The 18,280-nt window shown below is 73.2% G+C and carries 16 protein-coding genes; 2 read left to right on the plus strand and 14 right to left on the minus strand.

Annotated elements, in window-relative coordinates; translation table 11 throughout:
* Positions 1 to 94: 94 nt before the first annotated feature.
* The 10 genes from IE294_RS13695 to purN all read right to left on the minus strand — a co-directional run bounded on the left by IE294_RS13695 (position 95) and on the right by purN (position 10,000).
* Positions 95 to 871: a 4'-phosphopantetheinyl transferase family protein gene (locus IE294_RS13695; protein ID WP_189885744.1), complete on the minus strand. Its 777-nt coding sequence runs from the start codon at positions 869 to 871 to the stop codon at positions 95 to 97.
* A gap of 2 nt (positions 872 to 873) precedes the next feature.
* A complete protein-coding gene (locus IE294_RS13700; RefSeq protein WP_189885746.1) occupies positions 874 to 2,034 on the minus strand; it encodes an acyl-CoA dehydrogenase family protein in 1,161 nt (386 codons plus the stop codon).
* Positions 2,031 to 2,759 (minus strand): hypothetical protein, encoded by a 729-nt coding sequence (locus IE294_RS13705; protein WP_189885748.1) that lies wholly within the window; start codon positions 2,757 to 2,759, stop codon positions 2,031 to 2,033. The genes IE294_RS13700 and IE294_RS13705 overlap by 4 nt, the downstream gene beginning before the upstream one ends.
* Before the next feature lie 7 nt (positions 2,760 to 2,766).
* Entirely contained in the window at positions 2,767 to 3,645 is an 879-nt protein-coding gene (locus tag IE294_RS13710; RefSeq protein ID WP_189885750.1) for a hypothetical protein, read from the minus strand.
* A 2-nt stretch (positions 3,646 to 3,647) separates the two neighbouring features.
* Positions 3,648 to 3,917, minus strand: a complete 270-nt coding sequence (locus IE294_RS13715; protein ID WP_189885752.1) for an acyl carrier protein — start codon at positions 3,915 to 3,917, stop codon at positions 3,648 to 3,650.
* Between the two features lie 27 nt (positions 3,918 to 3,944).
* Positions 3,945 to 5,228, minus strand: a complete 1,284-nt coding sequence (locus tag IE294_RS13720; protein ID WP_189885754.1) for a type III PLP-dependent enzyme — start codon at positions 5,226 to 5,228, stop codon at positions 3,945 to 3,947.
* A 2-nt stretch (positions 5,229 to 5,230) separates the two neighbouring features.
* Positions 5,231 to 6,631 carry a preATP grasp domain-containing protein gene (locus IE294_RS13725; RefSeq protein ID WP_189885756.1) on the minus strand — a complete coding sequence of 467 codons (1,401 nt, stop codon included), beginning with the start codon at positions 6,629 to 6,631 and terminating at the stop codon, positions 5,231 to 5,233.
* An 80-nt stretch (positions 6,632 to 6,711) separates the two neighbouring features.
* Positions 6,712 to 7,653, minus strand: coding sequence for a 3-oxoacyl-[acyl-carrier-protein] synthase III C-terminal domain-containing protein (locus IE294_RS13730; protein ID WP_014674478.1), 942 nt, complete (start codon positions 7,651 to 7,653; stop codon positions 6,712 to 6,714).
* A gap of 149 nt (positions 7,654 to 7,802) precedes the next feature.
* Positions 7,803 to 9,365, minus strand: a complete 1,563-nt coding sequence (purH, locus tag IE294_RS13735) for a bifunctional phosphoribosylaminoimidazolecarboxamide formyltransferase/IMP cyclohydrolase (protein WP_189885758.1) — start codon at positions 9,363 to 9,365, stop codon at positions 7,803 to 7,805.
* Positions 9,362 to 10,000, minus strand: coding sequence for a phosphoribosylglycinamide formyltransferase (purN, locus tag IE294_RS13740; protein WP_189816529.1), 639 nt, complete (start codon positions 9,998 to 10,000; stop codon positions 9,362 to 9,364). Before purN ends, purH begins: the two co-directional genes overlap by 4 nt.
* 295 nt (positions 10,001 to 10,295) lie before the next feature.
* On the opposite strand from purN, the gene IE294_RS13745 reads away from it, so the two are divergent.
* Positions 10,296 to 11,234: a hypothetical protein gene (locus tag IE294_RS13745; protein ID WP_189885760.1), complete on the plus strand. Its 939-nt coding sequence runs from the start codon at positions 10,296 to 10,298 to the stop codon at positions 11,232 to 11,234.
* A 6-nt stretch (positions 11,235 to 11,240) separates the two neighbouring features.
* Here IE294_RS13745 and IE294_RS50120 read toward each other — a convergent pair whose 3' ends face one another.
* Positions 11,241 to 13,406 carry a cell division protein PerM gene (locus IE294_RS50120; protein WP_229917155.1) on the minus strand — a complete coding sequence of 722 codons (2,166 nt, stop codon included), beginning with the start codon at positions 13,404 to 13,406 and terminating at the stop codon, positions 11,241 to 11,243.
* A 96-nt stretch (positions 13,407 to 13,502) separates the two neighbouring features.
* Between IE294_RS50120 and IE294_RS13755 the strand changes: the two genes are divergently transcribed.
* Positions 13,503 to 14,378: a SigE family RNA polymerase sigma factor gene (locus tag IE294_RS13755; protein WP_189885762.1), complete on the plus strand. Its 876-nt coding sequence runs from the start codon at positions 13,503 to 13,505 to the stop codon at positions 14,376 to 14,378.
* 76 nt (positions 14,379 to 14,454) lie between these two features.
* Here IE294_RS13755 and sucD read toward each other — a convergent pair whose 3' ends face one another.
* The 3 genes from sucD to IE294_RS13770 form a co-directional block, all read right to left on the minus strand.
* Positions 14,455 to 15,339 carry a succinate--CoA ligase subunit alpha gene (gene sucD / locus IE294_RS13760; protein ID WP_103817658.1) on the minus strand — a complete coding sequence of 295 codons (885 nt, stop codon included), beginning with the start codon at positions 15,337 to 15,339 and terminating at the stop codon, positions 14,455 to 14,457.
* A gap of 26 nt (positions 15,340 to 15,365) precedes the next feature.
* Positions 15,366 to 16,544, minus strand: a complete 1,179-nt coding sequence (gene sucC, locus IE294_RS13765) for an ADP-forming succinate--CoA ligase subunit beta (protein ID WP_189816526.1) — start codon at positions 16,542 to 16,544, stop codon at positions 15,366 to 15,368.
* Positions 16,545 to 17,076: 532 nt separating this feature from the next.
* Positions 17,077 to 18,189, minus strand: a complete 1,113-nt coding sequence (locus tag IE294_RS13770) for a VWA domain-containing protein (RefSeq protein WP_189816554.1) — start codon at positions 18,187 to 18,189, stop codon at positions 17,077 to 17,079.
* Positions 18,190 to 18,280 lie beyond the last annotated feature (91 nt).

The raw sequence follows: 18,280 nt of genomic DNA on the forward strand, positions 1-18,280 counted from the left end.
CCGGTACATTGGCGCGCTCCTCACTGACAGAAAACTAGTGAGGGCCCGGAGCGCGATCACGGGTACAAGTACTCCGATGTGGGGGGAGTTTCTTCTACTTGACACCCAACGTGTTCCACACGGAGCCGGATTGTTCTGGCGGGATGTGATACCACATCCGGAGTGACACGGAAAAGGGACCGTCGCCGAGCAGGGCGACGGCCCCCGCATACGCACCGGTGAGGGGTACGTCCTGCACGCGCCAGATCCCGGGAAGAGCTCCCGTGGGATCGCGGACGGCGGCCTGCCCGGAGAACCGTCCCACGGGCAGCGCCATTCCCTGGGCGAGCCGTCCGCCGGCCGCTTTGACACACGCCTCTTTCCTCGTCCACAACCGGGCGAAGGCACGCCGGCCGTCGCGTGCCACCCAGGCGCTCTCCTCGGCCGGGAAGAACCGTTCGGCCAGGCGCGCCGGGTCCAGTCCGGCACGCGGCCGTTCCACGTCGACGCCCACCGGCCGCGGGGCGAGGGCGAGCAGGGCCAGTTCACCGGAGTGGGACAGGCTGAAGTGCGGTCCGTCGCCCTGCGCGAGCCGCGGTTTTCCCCAGCGGCCCCGGGTGAGGCGCACCGATTCCGGGGCCCGGCCCAGCCGTTCCCCGAGGATGATCCGCAGGGCGGCGTGCGCGATGACGAAACGCCGCCGCATTCCCGGTTCCGTGCCCCGTCGCGCGCGTTCCTTCTCGGCGTCGTCCAGGACGCCCTCAAGTTCCAACGGATATCCTTCCGGATCCGGCCAGGAGTCCAGCGGAATCCGCCAGATCTCCACCTCGTCGGCATCGGACGCGGATACCGGTGTGCTCCCGGCCGGTTCCGGGTTCGTCGGTTCCGGCATGGTCAGTTCCGGCCCACCTTTCCGGTGTGGAGCCCCTGGAACAGGTTGAGCTTCTGGATGTTCCGGGTGCCTTCCATGAACTCCACGCCCCGCGCGTCCCGGGCCCATTTGTCGAGCAGCGGATGGTCGATGCGGGCGCCGGGGCCGAAGAAGTCCAGGGCGCGCAGCGTCACCTCCTCGGCGACCTCGCAGGCCCTGGCCTTCGCCGCCGACGCCAGATGGCCGGCGGAGGGCCTGCGGTCCACCGCGAGGGCCGCCCGGTACGTCAGCGACCGGGCCGCGTCGATCCGCCGGCCCAGTTCCTCGTACGCCTCCCGCTCCGGACCGCGCAACAACAGCCGGTGCTCGCCGACGTAGTCGTGGGCGGCCCGCGCGATGCCCAGGGCGATGGCGGCGACGCTCGGCCGCAGCCGGTTGAAGACGTGCACGATGCTCCACATGCCGCGCCGGGTCGGCGGCAGATGCGTGCCCAGCACCCGCTCGGCCGGCACCCGCACCCCGTCGAGCCGGATCCGGGTGAGCTGGGCGCCGCGCAGCCCGACCGTGGGCAGCGGCTCCGCGTGGAAGCCCGGGTCGGAGGTGTCGACCAGCACCGCCAGCACGCCCAGCCGCTCGGTGCCCGCGACCCGGGCGAAGACGGCCCCCAGGTCGGCGCGGGCGGCGTTGCCGACGTAGCGCTTCTCGCCGTCCAGGACGTACGAGCCGTCGCCCGCCGGGGTGAGGGTGCTCGTCATCTCGCCGATGGCCGAGCCCCGTTCGGGCTCGGTCAGCGCGAAGCAGGTCCAGCGGGGACGCTCGGCGAGCCGGCCGTGGACCCATGCGCGCTGCTCGGGGGAGCCCAGCACACCGAGCAGCACCCCGCACATCGACGCACCCGGCGACGCCAGCATCATCCCGGCGTCGCCGCGGGCGAGTTCCTCGCTCACCAGCACCCGTTCCAGGGTGGCCAGCCCGTGCGCGGGCCCGCTCCCGGGGGCCGCGCTCTCCCGGTCCCAGTCGGCCGGCACCTGGTGGCCGGCGAGGAACCGTACGGCGGGCAGGTCCAGGTGGCGGTGGATGGCGTCCGGGTCCCGGTCCAGCTCCAGGGCGCCCTGCCGGAGGTCGTCGGCCCAGCGGCCCACCTCCCGGTGTGCCGTGGCCAGCGAGGCGGGCAGGCTGATCACGCGCCCTCCCGTGCGGTGCCGGGGCCGGCCACGCCGTAGGCGTCGGCGAGCAGTTCGGAGGCGTGGGCGGCGGCGCCCGGTCCCTCCGCGGTGAAGCCGTGGGCGCCGAGCAGCCGCAGCAGCGCGCGGTCGACGCGGGTGATCTGCTCCTGGAGACCGGCGAGGTGCCGCTCGTCGTCGGCGGGCCGCAGCGGCCCGAGGGGCCCGGTCCGGCCGCTGGCGAGGTCGTCGAGGACGCCCTCGATCTCCAGGTGTTCCAGCAGGACGTCGGCGAGCGTGCCCTTCACCATCTGCTGCATCAGCAGCGAGGTGCCCTCGCTCTGCCGGGCCGCCAGGTGCGCCAGGCAGGCGTCCCGCAGCCGCTCGGACATGCCGAGCCGCAGCCAGGCCAGGGCCCACCCCCACGCGGGCGGGGCGGCCTCGGCCGTCCGGCCGGGCACGGGCCGCAGCACGGCGAGCCCCGGGAGCGGCCCCGAGTCGTCAACCCCTGTGGCTCCGGCGGAGCCTGGCGCCTCCGGCCGCGCCGCCTCCCGCGTGGCCGCCTCCTCCGCCGCGAACTCCTCCAGGAGTTCCTTCGGCAGCACCGCGTGACCGCGCGGGCCGCGGGGCGGCACCTTCGGGGACAGGGCGCGGACCAGCAGGGTCAGCGCGGGGACCAGGCCGTTTGTGCGCGCGCTCGTCCGGGCCTGCTCGCCGTGCTCCCGCACCTCGGGCGGAACCGTCATCGTCGTCTCACTCCCCCGTCGTCGTCCGCCCCGGCACCCCGAGGTCGAGCGTGCAGTGCGCCAGCACCGCGCGTTGCGGATCGTGCTCGGCCACGACCACCCGGGCCGGTCCGCCGCCCGCGAGGCCGGCCAGCGCCGACCACACCGCGGTGGCCGGCTGCCCGGTGCCGGCCCAGGTCGCCCAGGGCCACAGCCCGGACACGGCGGTGCGCACCCCGGCGCCCGCCACCAGCGGCAGCTCCGCGTCCCACGGCACCGCGGACCCAGGCGCCGGCCAGGGCCGCTGCCCCATGCCGTGCACCGGGTCCGCGCCGCCGCCCCACTCGAACAGCAGCGCCACCGCCACGTCCGCGCGGACGGCCGCGGGATGGTCCGCCGGCAGCGCGAACGGCTGGCTGCTCTGGTCGACGGCCAGCACCAGCAGCCGCCGGAAGGCGAGGCGCCGGGCGTACTCCAGCGCCACCCGCAGCGCGCTGAAGGGGGCCAGCATGCCCTGGTCGGACACGCCGAACGTCAGGGGCTCGCCGGGCAGCATGCCCTGCACGCAGGACCCGACCAGCTCGGCGTGCTCGAAGTCCGGGGCGGCCGAGGCGACCACGGCCACCTCGGGTGCCTCCTCGGCGGACAGCGGCCCCAGTCCGGCGAGCGCGCCCCGGGCCAGCTCCACGGAGGTGCGGCGGGGCGCGGCGGCGAATCCGGCGCGGTCGAACGGCACCCCGTGGGGGGCGCCGAGCTGCCGGAAGAACTCCTCCCGGTCGGCGGCCGGCACGTACGGCGTGCCGGGCCCGGCCGGCGCGTACCGGCCGGCCCGCAGCAGCCGCGGCACACCGCCCGCGGCGCCGGTCGCCGGGGCCGGGGGCCGTACCGGCGCGGTCGCGCGGAACATGCTCAGGCGCCCGCTTCCGCCGCCACGAAGTCGGTGAGCGAACCGACCGTCTCGAAGTGCGTCATCTCCAGTTCCTCGGCGTCGAACTGCACGTCGAGGATCTCCTCGATGGTGATGAGCAGTTCGAGCGCGCTGCTGGAGTCCAGGCCCAGCTCGTCGAAGAGCCGGACGCCCTCCTCGGCGCCGGTGACGTCCTTGTTCAGCACCTCGGTCAGGCCCTGCCGGACGGCGTCCAGGTAACGGCCGCGCTCGGTGAGGGTGTTCTCGGTCATGTCGTTCTCCTTGTGGTGGTGGGGAGTTCAGTGGGCGCCGGGACCGGCGTCGTAGAGCCGCTGGCGGGCGAGCATCGCCTCGCTGTCGTCGCGTTCCCGGATCAGATGGGCGGTGCCGTCCAGGACGAGGACCTCGGCCGGGTAGCCGTGGCTGAGGAAGTGCACCGGCGAGGCGGTGGGGCCGTAGGCGCCGGAGCGCTGCACGCCGATCAGGTCGCCGGCGCGCAGCGGCGGCATGGGCACCTTCTTGCCGATGACGTCGTTCGGGGTGCACAGCGGCCCGGTGATGTTCCACGGGTCGGTGGGCTGCTCGTCCAGCCGTTCCAGCGCGGCCATCGGGAAGTTGCGCTTGACGTACGAGCCGATGCCGACCGCCGCCATGTGGTGGTTGGTGCCGCCGTCGGTGACCGCGAAGTTCTCGCCCATCGAGGTCTTCGTGTAGCGGACCCGGGTGACGTAGGTGCCGGACGCGGCGACCAGGAACCGGCCCAGCTCCATGAGCATGCGGGTGTCGGGGTGCCGGGTGCGGAAGGCCTCCACGACCGGGTTGAGCCGGGTGGTCAGCTCGGCGACGTCCAGGTCCTTCTCGTTGTCGAAGTAGGCGATGCCGAGGCCCCCGCCGACGTCCACGGTCTGAAGCGGGAAGCCGATCCGCCGCGCGAGCCGCTCGGCGAGGTCGAGGATGCGCCGGGTGTTGTCCACGACGATGTCCTCGCCGAGGATGCGCGTGCCCAGGTACACCTGGACGCCCATGAGGCGTACGGCGTCGTACCGGGCGGCGAGACCGGGACCCGCGGCGAGCAGCTGCTCCTCGTCCATGCCGAACTGGCGGGGCTTGCCGCCCATCGTCAGGCCCGAACCCTTCACGGAGAAGGCCGGGTTGACGCGCAGCATCACCCGCGCGGTGACGCCCCGCTCGCGGGCCGCCCGGTCGATGAGCGCGAGTTCGTCCAGGTTCTCGCAGACGATGGCGTGGATGTCCGCGTCCAGGCAGGCGGCCAGCTCGGCGGCGCTCTTGCCGGGGCCGAGGAAGATGATGTCGTGCGGGGCCACCCCGGCGCGCCGGGCGGTGACCAGCTCGGTGAGCGAGGACACCTCGGCGCGGGCGCCGCTGCGGTGCAGCAGGGCGCACACGGAGATGTTGGGGTTGGCCTTCAGGGAGTAGAAGACCTCCAGGGCGGGGTGCAGGCGCGCGCGCAGATCCCGGAAGCGGCCGGTGATCTCCGCGCCGTCGTACACGTACAGCGGGGTGCCGAACTCCTCGGCGAGCCGGCTGACGCTCAGGCCCTGCACCTCGAAGGCGTCGCTCATGGTCAGCTCCGTTCCGTCAGGGCCGCGAGGCGGCGGGTGATGTCCGTGCCGAGGGCCTCGATCTCCGGGTCGGAGGCGGCGAGGAGCACGCCGTACAGCCGTCCCTCGAAGCCGTTCTCGCCGGCGTCGGCGGCTGCGGCGTTGACCGTGGCGTAGTTGTTGACGAACAGGCCGTGCGGGCGTCCGCCGGGCTGGGTGAGCAGCGTCGGTCCGAGCAGCTCGCGCAGTTCGGCGAAGGGCAGCGGGCGGCGCGGGCGCACGGTGAAGTGGCGGGCGACGGCGACGTCGTCCGGCCCGGCCAGGACCTCGTGCACCACGGCCTGGTAGGTGGACATGTTGTTCCGGGCGTTGATCTCCACCACCGGGTAGAGGCCCTCGTCCGGGTCGACCATCGCGTCGACGCCGACGACCCCGAAGTAGCCGTCCGCGGCGAGGCGTTCACCGAGCCGGTGCGCGGTCTCGCGGATCTGCGCCACCTGCCGCTCGGTGAGCCGCGCGGGCATGCGGTGGCCCTTGTGGACCCCGCCCTCGGTGAGCAGTTCCTTGACGAAGTCGAAGTGCACGGCGCCGTCGCGGCCCACGGTGAACTGGTAGTTGAGGTCGGCCCGCTTGGCCACCCACTCCTCGATGACCAGCGCGGTGCGTACGGCGGTGCCGGCGGCCCGTGCGGTGCGCTCGGCCTGGGCGGCGGCCATGCGGTGCAGCCGGGCCAGCGTCCGCTCGTTGTCCACCACGACGATGCCCTTGCCGGACACCCCGAACGCGTCCTTGACCACGACCCGGTGCCCGGCGGCGAGCAGGTCGCCGGCCGCGGCGACCGCCGCCGCCAGCTCCTCCGGGGTCTCGCAGGCCCAGCCGCGCGCCTGCCGGATGCCCAGCTCGTCGGCGAGCCGGCGGCTGTAGACCTTGCTGTTGACGTGTTTGCAGCGGTCGGCGGGCGGGGCCGCGAGCCGCAGCCCGGTCCGCTCGGACAGCTCCTCCTCCACCGTGGAGATGCCGTGGGCGGTCAGCCGGGCGCCGTCGGCGGCGAGCGCGGTGAGGGTGCGCAGCAGGTCCGGGTCGGCGAGGGCGTCCTCGCTGACGGTGCGGCGGGGTTCCTGCCCGGCGGCCACGTGCACGGTGGGCAGGGCGAGGCCGAGCCCCTCCAGGTAGGCGCGGTAACCGTCGTCCACGGCGGTCTTCAGCACCACGTGGTCGTCCTTGCCGCCGAGCAGCAGCGCGAACTCGTCCATGCGGTTGACGACGGCGCTGCCGGCGTGCGCGGCGACCCGGGGCAGGGCGGGCTCGCCGAGGGCCCACTGGTTCTCCACCTCGAAGTTGCCGAAGAACACCAGCGGGGTGCCCGCGTCACCGGTGACGGCACGCTTGAGCCGGCCGGTGAAACCGGGGGGCGGTGATTGCATATCGACCTCTTGACTCTCTCGGGTGCGCACCGGCCGGCGGAGCCGCGCGGGCGCACCGGGCTCGGCGCGGGCTCGCGGGCTCAGTGCTCGAAGACCATGGCGGCGAAGGTCGCGCCCAGGCCGACACTGGTCATCAGATAGCGGTCGCCGGGGCGCAGCCGGCCGACCTCGGTGGCTCTCTGCAAGTTGATGAAGGGATCGGCGCAGAAGCAGTGCCCGGTGTGCGGCACCAGGTCGAGGAAGACCCGCTCCAGCGGCAGCCCGAGGGTGCGGCACACGCCGATCCAGGACAGCCGGTTGACGTTGTGCGGCAGGACGAGGGCCAGCTCGTCGAGGGTGCAGCCGGCCTCCTCCAGGGCCGCGGCGATGACCTCGCACAGGCCGGGCCCGTACCGGTCCTGGAAGTCGGCGGCGGCCTCGGCGCCCATGATGAACTCGGTGCCGAACCGGCTGTGGGTGCGGGCGGCGTAGCCGAGCATCCGGTTGCGCCCGGTGCGGTCGGCGCTGACGAGCAGCGCGGCGGTGCCCTCGCCCATGACGGTGACGTCGGGGATGGACTGGTTGTGGCCGGTGCCGGCCTTCTCGCCGGTCAGGACGAGGGCGAGGGCGTCCGGGTCGGGGTCGGCGGCGAGCAGGGTGCCGGCCAGGTCGACGGCGAGCAGGCCCGAGGCGCAGGCGTGCTGGGAGACGACGAACGCGGTGGCGTGGCGCAGCCCCAGTTCGTCCTGGACCGGGCCGAGCGAGGTCAGCGGGTACGGCAGCGGGGCGGGCATGGTGCGCGCCTGGAGCACGTACCTGACCCGCTCCTCCTGCCCGCGCAGCTCCGCGAGCTTGGCCACGGCGCGCAGCAGCAGCCGCGTCTCGTCGGCCTGCGGGTCGCGGCACACGTCCGACAGCCCGTAGAAGCGCTGGTAGCGCCGCAACTGGACGTCAGTCAGCCCGAGTTCGCGGTGGAACCGGGCGATCGGGATGGTGTCGGGAAGGCAGCTGGAGACTGCCACGATCGACGTCATGCCCACCACCCTCGCGTCCACCACTGACGATGGACTGAAACATTGCTGACCGTTGCCGCGGGCGGCCGGCGAGGGCGTGCCGGACGAGTGGCGTCCGGATACGGCCGAGTCCCGCCCGTCGGGGACGGGCGGGACTCGGCGGGGTCAGCGGGTGCGGCTCAGTGGAAGAAGTGGCGCGTCCCGGTGAAGTACATGGTCACGCCCGCCTTCCTGGCGGCCTCCACGACCTGCTCGTCCCGGATCGAACCGCCGGGCTGGACGATCGCCCGGACACCGGCGTCGATGAGGATCTGCGGGCCGTCCGGGAAGGGGAAGAAGGCGTCGGAGGCGGCGTAGGCGCCCCGGGCCCGCTCCTCGCCGGCCCGCTCGACGGCCAGCTTGCAGGAGTCGACGCGGTTGACCTGGCCCATGCCGACGCCGACCGAGGCGCCGTCCTTGGCGAGCAGGATCGCGTTGGACTTCACCGCACGGCACGCCTTCCAGGCGAAGGCGAGCTGGGCCAGCTCGTCCTCGTCCAGCGCCTCGCCCGAGGCCAGCGTCCAGTGGGCCGGGTCGTCGCCCTCGGCCTGGAGCCGGTCGGCGACCTGGAGCAGCGCGCCGCCGTCGATCGGCTTGACCTCGACCGGGTGGGCCGGGCCGTCGGCGCAGCGCAGCACGCGGATGTTCTTCTTCTTGGTCAGGGCCTCCAGCGCGCCCTCCTCGTAGCCCGGCGCCACGATGACCTCGGTGAAGATCTCCGCGACCTGCTCGGCCATCTCCTTGCTGACCGGCCGGTTCACGGCGATGACACCGCCGAACGCGGACAGCGGGTCGCAGGCGTGCGCCTTGCGGTGCGCCTCGGCGACGTCCGCGCCGACCGCGATGCCGCACGGGTTGGCGTGCTTGATGATCGCGACACAGGGCTCGGCGTGGTCGTACGCGGCACGGCGGGCGGCGTCCGTGTCCGTGTAGTTGTTGTACGACATCTCCTTGCCGTGCAGCTGCTCGGCCGCCGCGAGCCCGCCCTCGCCGGAGGTGTAGAGGGCGGCGGGCTGGTGCGGGTTCTCGCCGTAGCGCAGGGTGTGCGCGCGCTCCAGGCTGGAGGCGATGAAGTCCGGGAACTGCGAGTCGTCGGCCGGCGCGTAGGAGGAGGCGAACCAGGTGGAGACGGCGATGTCGTACTCGGCGGTGTGCCGGAAGGCCTCGGCGGCCAGCCGCTTGCGGGCGGCGAGGTCGAAGCCGCCGTCCTTCACCGCGGCGAGGACGTCGGCGTACCGCTCCGGGCTGGTGACCACGGCCACCGACGGGTGGTTCTTGGCGGCGGCGCGGACCATGGACGGGCCGCCGATGTCGATCTGCTCCACGCACTCGTCGTCCGAGGCACCGGAGGCGACCGTCTCGCGGAACGGGTAGAGGTTGACGACGACCAGGTCGAACGGCTCCACGCCCAGCTCGGCGAGCTGCTCGCGGTGGCTGTCCAGCCGCAGGTCGGCGAGGATGCCGGCGTGCACCTTCGGGTGCAGGGTCTTCACCCGGCCGTCCAGGCACTCGGGGAAGCCGGTCAGCTCCTCGACCTTGGTGACGGGGACGCCGGCGGCGGCGATCCGCCCGGCCGTCGACCCGGTGGAGACCAGCTCCACACCGGCCTCGTGCAGCCCGCGGGCCAGCTCCTCCAGGCCGGTCTTGTCATAAACGCTGACGAGCGCGCGACGGATGGCCCGCTTGTTGCTCTCGGCGGTCACTGGATAACTACCTTTCGTCCCTCGATGCGATAGCCGTTGCGGGCGAGCCGCCCCACGACCTCGACGAGCAGCCTTCGCTCGACTTCCTTGATGCGCTCGTGCAGCGCGCTCTCGTCGTCCTCGTCCCGGATCTCGACCACGCCCTGGGCGATGATCGGGCCGGTGTCGACGCCGTCGTCGACGAAGTGGACGGTGCAGCCGGTGACCCTGGCGCCGTACGCGAGCGCGTCACGGACTCCGTGGGCCCCCGGAAAACTGGGCAGCAGGGCCGGGTGGGTGTTCACGAACCGCCCGCCGAACCGCGCGAGGAACTCCTTGCCGACGATCTTCATGAAGCCGGCGGAGACGACGAGGTCGGGCCGGTGGGCGGCCACCGCCTCGGCGAGGGCGGCGTCCCACTCCTCCCGGGAGCCGTGGTCCTTGACCTTGCACACGAAGGTGGGGATGCCGGCACGTTCGGCGCGGGCCAGCCCCTCGATGCCGGTGCGGTCCGCGCCGACGGCCACGACCCGGGCGCCGTACGCCTCGGCGCCGACGGCGGCGATCTCGTCCAGCAGCGCCTGGAGATTGGTGCCGGAGCCGGAGACCAGCACGACGAGGCGCTTGACTGCCGGGCCGGCGGAGGTGGCGGCCACGATGGGGCCCTTTCTGCGGTTGCGATCCGTGTACGGCCGGTTTCGTACAGCCGGTTTGTACAGTCGTACGAATGCTTCATGCCCCCGGATACGGGGAAGTCTACGAAGCGGCCGACCGCCAGCAACGATACCGGCACTCGGGAAGGGGCCCTCGGGGCGGGTGGACGGCCGGACGGTAGCGTTCGCAAGGAGACACGAAGGAGCAGCCTCGGGAACCGGGTCGTCGTGCGGTGCGTTCACGGGGTGGAAGCTCATGTCGGACAGCCGTAGCCACCTAGGGGAAGACGCTCTTTTGATGCCCGCTCGCAGCCTGCGACTCCTCACGTTCCCGCCGCGCCCGGCCCAGGGGGGCGAGCGTGGCGCCGCACTGCTGCGGGAGCGCCCGACCTCGCCGCCCACGGAGTCGCCGCGGGGTGGTTCCGGCCAAGGGGGCGCCGGGCAGGGTGGCTCGGGGCACGGTGGTCCCGGGCAGGGCGGTTCCGGACAAGGCGGTTCCGGGGCGGGTGGTGAGCGGCAGGACGACAACCCGTTCGCGCCGCCGCCCGAGGGTGCTCCGGACCAGCCGTGGCGCCCGCGCCATCACGGGGGTCCGTCCGGCACGGGGCACGGGCATGGACAGGGGCACGGTCAGGGCCACGGCCCGGGGCCGGGCCAGGCTCCCGGGCAGGGACCTGGTGGCGGTCAGGGGCCTGGTGGCCACACTCCTTGGGGCAGTCAGTGGAGTGACCGGCAGCCCGGCCGCTCCCCCGACGGCTTCGGCCAGCGCCCGGGCGGCGGCCCGCAGGGCCCCGGCGGACCGGCCGGCCCCGGCATGCGCTGGGACCCGACGGACCCGGCCCAGCGCCGCGCGCGGTACGCCCTGCTCTCCGGCATGTGGGCGGTCTTCTTCGCCCTGTTCAGCTGGCCCTACGTAGCCCTGCTGCTGGGCGCGCTCGCCCTGTACTGGGGCATCAGCGCCCTGCGCGCCAAGCCGCGCCGACCGTCCCCGGACGCCCCGGCAGCCCCCGGCGCCCCTGCGGCCCCGGCCGGCCGGCCGCAGACGACGGCGGCCGTCAGCGGCCTGGTCACAGCGGGGCTGGCACTGGTCCTGGTGGCCTCCACCTTCACCGTCCAGCTCGTCTACCGCGACTACTACACCTGCGTCAACGACGCCCTCACCCATGAGGCCAAGCAGTCCTGCGACACCCTGCTGCCCCGTGAGCTGCGGGGCGTGCTGGGCACGCAGAACAGCTGAGGACCCTCACTCGGAGAAGCCCGCTCGGGGGCCGGGGCCGGGGTCCGGGCTGAGGTCGGGGCGGGCGTCGGGGCGGGACTCGGGACGCCGGTCGGCGTCCGGCTCCGGCCGAGGCCCGGCGTGCGCCCCAGGGCGCCTCTCGGGGCGCGTCTCGGTGTGGGGTTCCGTGCGTGGGCGGGGTGCGGTGTCGGGGGCGGCGCCCTCGGGGTCGTTCCTGCGGTCGGTCTCGCGGTCGGTCTCGCGGGCGTTCCCCCGGGTTCCTGCCGTCTGCTTCAGGGCCGCCCAGCGGGAGGCGCGGGCGGCGTCGTGCCGGCCCGCGGCGAACGGCTCGGCGACCGGATTCCGAACCGGCGCCGGGACCGGAGCCGGGTACGAGGTCGGGAACGCGTCGTCGGCGGGAAGGACCTCGTACCGGTCCTCCTCCGCTCCGGTCGCACCGGTCACCGCCCCTGCCCGAGCGGTCGTACCCCCCTTGCCGTCCTTGCTCCGGCCCCACACCTTGGGCCTGTCCGCCGCGCCCCCGCTTCCCGTAGCGCCGCCGGCCATGGCCGGCCCACCCTCACCGCGCCCGGCTTCACCGGCCGCCTTGCCCGTGACCCGGCCCGTGGTCGCCGCCGGCCCGGCGTCTTCCGCAGCCCCCGTCTCCACTCCCTCTCCCGTCCGCACCGCCTTCGCCGCGGGCACCGGAATCCCAGCTCCCACGTCACCCTTCCCGGCGACCGCCGGAGTCACCACCGCGACGCCACCGTTCGCCCCGGCCACCGGCGTCGCCGCCCCCTTGCCGCCCTGTGCCCCCTTCAGAGCCGTGGCCCCCGTCTCCGTGGCCTGGGCCGTGGGGCCGTCGTGGCGCCGCAGCCAGGTGCGCAGCCGCCAGGCGCGGGCGATCAGGGCCACCGGCAGGGCGAACACCAGCGTCCAGGCCCCGGCCGCGCTCCCGGTCCGCCACCACGCCGGGCCGAGACGGGACAGCGCGCCGACGCCCAGGGGACCGCCCGCCAGCGCGGCGAGCAGGGCGAGGGCCGCCGCGCAGACCAGTGCCGTCAGCAGCACCACCCCGGCGGTACGGCCGGCCGACCAGCGGGCCCGCGCCGGTCCCCCGGCCTCCGTCCGGCGTACGGCCGCCCGCGCCACGAACCACCCCGCCGTCATCCCGGCCACCGCCGGCACCACCCCCGCCGCCCAGTTCACCGGCGTACCGGCGCCCGGTTCCGGCACCGCGGCCAGCAGCGGGAACGGCGGCAGCAGCGGCGCCGGGTCGGAGGCGAGCGGGCGGACCAGGTGTCCGGCGCCGAGGAGGAAGCCGGGGCCGAGCGCGTAGGAGGCGGCCCAGACGGCCGCGTTGGGGATCAGCGCGATGCCGAGCAGCAGTACGGCGAACCGTCCCGTCCAGCCCTCCGTCAACTGGAGGAAGGAGGCCCGCGCGGGCTCGCCGTGCCACACCAGCGACACCGCGACCAGCAGCGCGCCGCCCCCGAACAGCACCGTCGTCGCGGCACCGGCGGCGCGTACGGCCGCGCTCAGCCGCGCCCACTCGTCCGTGCCGAACAGCAGCCGCCGTACCGGCCCCGGCACCACCACCAGCGCGCTCAGCACCGGCTCGCGCGGGCGGCCGTACGCCGACCACACCCCGGCACCGGCCGCGCCCGCCGCGACCAGCGGCAGACACACCGTCACCCAGAGCCACCCCGGGCGCAGTTCACCCCGGGAGCAGTACAGCGCCGCGGCGACGCCGACACCCAGATAGCCGAGGACCACACCCGTCCATGCCGTACGCGCCGGCACCGGTGGCGGGCCGTCCGGTTCGGCGGACGCGTCGGTGGCGTCCCGCGCCGCCCGGTACAGCAGCCACAGCGGCAGGGCGAGCAGCAGCAGCGGGGTGACGCCGACGGGCATGGGCGCGCCGGAGAGCGTGTCGGTGCGGGTCAGTTCCACCCCGTGCGCCAGCAGCCACAGGGCGGCGGCGATGTGCAGCGCGCCGTCCGGTCCGCTGTCCGGATAGGGCGAGCTGACCCACAGCATCATCACGAGCACGGCGAACGAGGCGAGGCCCAGTCCGGCCGCGACGGCACCGCCCAGCAGGCTCGCGCCGAGTCCTGGTGAGCGGTCGCGCATCCGGTTGACCACGGGCGACATCGAGGAGCGGCGAACGGTCATCTGGATCACGCTCGCCATGCTCCCAACGACACGCGCTTTCCCGTCGTAACAGGCGAACCTCCGAAGTGTCGCTCAATATACGTTTATGTTCTTTTTCGTACAGAAGGGTGCATAGTGACGACACAGAGTTCCGAGTCGACGGCCCCTCAGAACCGTTCGCCCAAGGCGCGCCTGACGACCGGACAGACCCCCTCGCTGACCCCCGCTCAGGCCTTCGACGCGCTGTACGCCTTCTGCGCCCCCGCCCTCGTGCGCCAGACCTATCTGCTCACCGGGCGCCGGGAACTTGCCCGCGAATCCGTGGAGCGGGCCTTCCAGCTCGCCTGGCAGCGCTGGCCCGAGGTGGCCCGGGACCGTGACCCGGCCGGCTGGGTACGGGCGGTCGCGTACGACTGCGCGCTCTCCCCCTGGCACCGCTTCCGCCCCCGCTACCGCTCCCCGGAACCCCCGCCCGCCGACCCGTCCGACCAGGCCCTGCTGAACGCCCTGCTCAGGCTCCCGGCGTCGTACCGGCGCACGCTCGTGCTGTACGACGGTGTGGGCCTCGACCTGCCGGAGACGGCGGCGGAGACGGAGGCGAGCACACCGGCCGCCGCGAACCGGCTGATCCACGCCCGGGAGGCGGTGGCCGCGCTGCTGCCGGAACTGGCCGATCCGGAGACGCTGCACCGCCGCATGCTCGAACTGTCCTCCAGGGAGCGGCTCCGCGCGGAGAGGTCGACGACGGTACGGACCGGCTGCGAACGCCGGAACGTCTTCTGGACCCGGGCTGCCATCGCCTTCACGGTGACGATCATCGGCGCGACGACGCTCACGCTCCGCACCGCACCGACGCGCTACGAGGCCCCGGTCGCACCCGCCCGGGCGGTGCAGGGCGTTCCCCCGCCGGCCGGCCTGGGCCCGCTCTCCCGGCAGGAGCAGGACCTGCGGACGAAGCTCCACCGGTCGGAGGCGAGCGGGCCGGAGAGGCTGGCACCGGAGCCGAAGTGAGCGGTGGCGCTCCAGGAAACGCCGGTAGGCCCGCCCCGGCGGGGGAACGGGCCTACCGACGGTGAAGAGGGGGAGGTCAGGCGCTCAGGATCTCCCGGGCCAGCTTCGCCGTCTCGGTCGGGGTCTTGCCGACCTTGACGCCCGCGGCCTCCAGGGCCTCCTTCTTCGCCTGGGCGGTACCGGACGAGCCGGAGACGATGGCGCCGGCGTGGCCCATGGTCTTGCCCTCGGGCGCGGTGAAGCCCGCGACGTAACCGACGACCGGCTTGGTCACGTTCTCCTTGATGAACGCGGCCGCGCGCTCCTCGGCGTCGCCACCGATCTCACCGATCATCACGATCAGGTCGGTGTCGGGGTCGTCCTGGAACGCGGCCAGGGCGTCGATGTGCGTGGTGCCGATGATCGGGTCGCCACCGATGCCGACAGCGGTGGAGAAGCCGATGTCGCGCAGCTCGTACATCATCTGGTACGTCAGCGTGCCGGACTTCGACACCAGGCCGATGCGGCCCGGCTTGGTGATGTCGCCCGGGATGATGCCGACGTTCGACTGGCCCGGGGTGATGATGCCGGGGCAGTTCGGGCCGATGATCCGGGTCTTGTTGCCCTTCTTGCCGGCGTACGCCCAGAAGGCGGCCGTGTCGTGCACGGCGATGCCCTCGGTGATCACGACGGCCAGCGGGATCTCGGCGTCGATGGCCTCGACGACCGCGTCCTTGGTGAACTTCTCCGGCACGAAGATGACGGAGACGTTGGCGCCGGTCTTCTCGATGGCCTCCTTGACGGTGCCGAAGACGGGTACCTCGGTGCCGTCGAAGTCCACGGTCTGACCCGCCTTGCGCGGGTTCACGCCGCCCACGACGTTCGTGCCGTCACCGAGCATGAGCTTGGTGTGCTTCATGCCGGTGGCGCCGGTCATGCCCTGGACGATGACCTTGCTGTCCTTGTTGAGCCAGATAGCCATGGTGGTTTGAGTCCTCGTCCTCGTGCTTACTTGGCGGCGGCCAGCTCGGCGGCCTTGTCGGCCGCGCCGTCCATGGTGTCGACGCGCTGCACCAGCGGGTGGTTGGCGTCCGTGAGGATCTTCCGGCCCAGCTCGGCGTTGTTGCCGTCGAGGCGGACGACGAGCGGCTTCTCGACCTTCTCGCCGCGGTCCTCCAGGAGCTTCAGGGCCTGCACGATGCCGTTGGCGACCTCGTCGCAGGCGGTGATGCCACCGAAGACGTTCACGAAGACGGACTTGACGTCCGGGTCGCCCAGGATGATCTCCAGGCCGTTCGCCATCACCTGGGCGGAGGCGCCGCCGCCGATGTCCAGGAAGTTCGCGGGCTTGACGCCACCGTGCTTCTCACCGGCGTACGCGACGACGTCCAGGGTGCTCATGACGAGACCGGCGCCGTTGCCGATGATGCCGACCTCACCGTCGAGCTTGACGTAGTTGAGGTTCTTCTCCTTGGCGGCGGCCTCCAACGGGTTGGCCGCGGCCTTGTCGTGGAGCGCCTCGTACTCGGGGTGACGGAACTCGGCGTTGTCGTCGAGCGACACCTTGCCGTCGAGCGCGATGACCTCACCGGAGGCGACCTTCGCGAGCGGGTTGACCTCGACGAGGAGGGCGTCCGACTTGAGGAAGGTGTCCCACAGCTTGATCAGGACGTTGACGACCTTGTCCGCGACCTCGGCCGGGAACTTGGCGGCCTCCACGATCTCGCGGGCCTTGGCCTCGTCCACACCGTCGATCGGGTTGATCGGGGTCTTGGCGACGGCCTCCGGACGGGTGGCCGCCACCTCCTCGATCTCCATGCCGCCCTCGACGGACGCGATGGACAGGAAGGTGCGGTTGGCACGGTCGAGGAGGAAGGAGACGTAGTACTCCTCGACGATCTCCGGAGCGGTCTCGGCGATCATGACCTTGTGGACCGTGTGGCCCTTGATGTCCATGCCGAGGATGTCCGTCGCGCGGGCGACGGCCTCGTCCGGGGAGGCGGCCAGCTTGACGCCGCCGGCCTTGCCGCGACCACCGACCTTCACCTGCGCCTTGACGACGGACTTGCCGCCGAGCCGCTCGGTGATCTCGCGCGCCGCCTCAGGCGTGTCGATGACTTCACCGGCCAGCACCGGTACATCGTGCTTGGCGAAGAGGTCCCTCGCCTGGTACTCGAACAGGTCCACGCGCTTCCGTCCCTATCAGTGATCTCGCGGTTCGTTGGATGCGTGGGCGTGCCGCGAAGGGCAACGTGACGTCCGCTGTCACTAGGGAAGCGCACACGGTGTCCGAGCGCGCGGCATGTCCGTCTCGCAGGTTATCGCTGCTTGCGGGGGCCCTCTAAATCGCGGGTCACACCTGAGCGGTGATACCTGTCACATGATGCCGGATTCCCTGGCACAGCGTGCCATCTCTGCGTGCGGTACGGGCGTTGTGCGAGGCCTCACCGGGCTGGGGTTGACCCGGTGAGACCCCCTGGCGGCCCCGGGTCGCCCCGGGGCCGGGGCGCTTGATCCCCACCCCAATGGGGACCACGCACCCCGTCCGCGAGGGTCCCCCCGGACGAGCCGACGGCTTTCGGCCACCCGGGCCGGCCACCCCGCGGAGCTGTGCGCGCCACCCACTCCGGCTGTCGGGTGCCCCTTCGGGCCCGGTGTCACGCCGCCCGATGCCACGCTGTCCGGTGCCACGCTGTCCGGTGCGCCTTCCGACCCGGTGTCACGCCGTCTCCGGTATCGGCAGGGGCCGTTTCTCCAGCGCGGCGGCCATCACCTCGGGGAACAGGTCGGGCGTGCAGGCGAAGGCCGGTGCGCCGAGCGCGGCCAGCGCCGCCGCGTGGTCGCGGTCGTACGCGGGCGCCCCCTCGTCCGACAGCGCGAGCAGCGCCACGAACTGCGTCCCCGACGCCTTCATCGCCGCGACCCGCTTGAGCATCTCCTGGCGGATACCGCCCTCGAAGAGATCGCTGATCAGCACGACGACGGTCTCGGCCGGCCGGGTGATCCGCGCCTGGCAGTAGGCCAGCGCCCGGTTGATGTCGGTACCGCCGCCGAGCTGGGTGCCGAAGAGCACGTCGACCGGGTCGTCCAGTTGGTCGGTGAGATCGACGACCGCCGTGTCGAAGACGACCAGCCGGGTGCTGAGCGACCGCATGGAGGCGAGGACCGCGCCGAACACCGACGCGTACACCACGGACGACGCCATCGACCCGGACTGGTCGATGCAGAGCACGACCTCCTTCTTCACCGACCGCGCGGCCCGCCCGTAGCCGATGAGCCGCTCCGGCACGACCGTGCGGTGCTCGGGCAGATAGTGCTTGAGGTTGGCCGCGACGGTGCGGTTCCAGTCGATGTCGTGGTGGCGCGGGCGGGTGACGCGGGCACTGCGGTCCAGGGCGCCGGTGAGGGTGGCCCGGGTGCGGGTGGCGAGCCGCTTCTCCAGGTCCTCCACCACCTTGCGCACGACCGCGCGGGCCGTCTCCCGGGTCGTCTCCGGCATCGCCTTGTGCAGCGAGAGCAACGTGCCGACCAGGTGCACGTCGGCCTCCACCGCCTCCAGCATCTCCGGCTCCAGCAGCAGGGACGCGAGGCCGAGGCGGTCGATGGCGTCGCGCTGCATGACCTGGACGACGGAGGACGGGAAGTAGCGGCGGATGTCCCCGAGCCAGCGCGCCACGGACGGTGCCGAGGCACCGAGCCCCGCCGAGCGGTCCCGGCCCGTCTGCGGCTTGTCGCCCCTGCCGTAGAGCGCGGCCAGCGTGCCGTCCATCGCCGCGTCCCGCCCGGACAGCGCGTACCCGGTGCCGTCGGCCTGGTCCCCGCCGAGCACCATCCGCCACCGCCGCAGCCGCTCCCGCGCGGGGTCCACGGCCGCGGCCGACACCGTTGACTCGGCCGCGGTGGCGATCGCGGCGGCGGCCGAG

The sequence above is a fragment of the Streptomyces canarius genome (genome assembly GCF_014650735.1).
Classification (GTDB): Bacteria; Actinomycetota; Actinomycetes; order Streptomycetales; family Streptomycetaceae; genus Streptomyces; species Streptomyces olivaceoviridis.

What these genes read in the sequence shown, in the direction of transcription:
- IE294_RS50120 (WP_229917155.1), bottom strand. Translation starts at nt 13,406, where the DNA reads ATGGCGAGCGTGATCCAGATGACCGTTCGCCGCTCCTCGATGTCGCCC.
- IE294_RS13720 (WP_189885754.1), bottom strand. Translation starts at nt 5,228, where the DNA reads ATGAGCGACGCCTTCGAGGTGCAGGGCCTGAGCGTCAGCCGGCTCGCC.
- IE294_RS13715 (WP_189885752.1), bottom strand. Translation starts at nt 3,917, where the DNA reads ATGACCGAGAACACCCTCACCGAGCGCGGCCGTTACCTGGACGCCGTC.
- IE294_RS13745 (WP_189885760.1), top strand. Translation starts at nt 10,296, where the DNA reads ATGCCCGCTCGCAGCCTGCGACTCCTCACGTTCCCGCCGCGCCCGGCC.
- IE294_RS13695 (WP_189885744.1), bottom strand. Translation starts at nt 871, where the DNA reads ATGCCGGAACCGACGAACCCGGAACCGGCCGGGAGCACACCGGTATCC.
- sucD (WP_103817658.1), bottom strand. Translation starts at nt 15,339, where the DNA reads ATGGCTATCTGGCTCAACAAGGACAGCAAGGTCATCGTCCAGGGCATG.
- IE294_RS13770 (WP_189816554.1), bottom strand. Translation starts at nt 18,189, where the DNA reads ATGGTGCTCGGCGGGGACCAGGCCGACGGCACCGGGTACGCGCTGTCC.
- IE294_RS13710 (WP_189885750.1), bottom strand. Translation starts at nt 3,645, where the DNA reads ATGTTCCGCGCGACCGCGCCGGTACGGCCCCCGGCCCCGGCGACCGGC.
- IE294_RS13705 (WP_189885748.1), bottom strand. Translation starts at nt 2,759, where the DNA reads ATGACGGTTCCGCCCGAGGTGCGGGAGCACGGCGAGCAGGCCCGGACG.
- IE294_RS13725 (WP_189885756.1), bottom strand. Translation starts at nt 6,631, where the DNA reads ATGCAATCACCGCCCCCCGGTTTCACCGGCCGGCTCAAGCGTGCCGTC.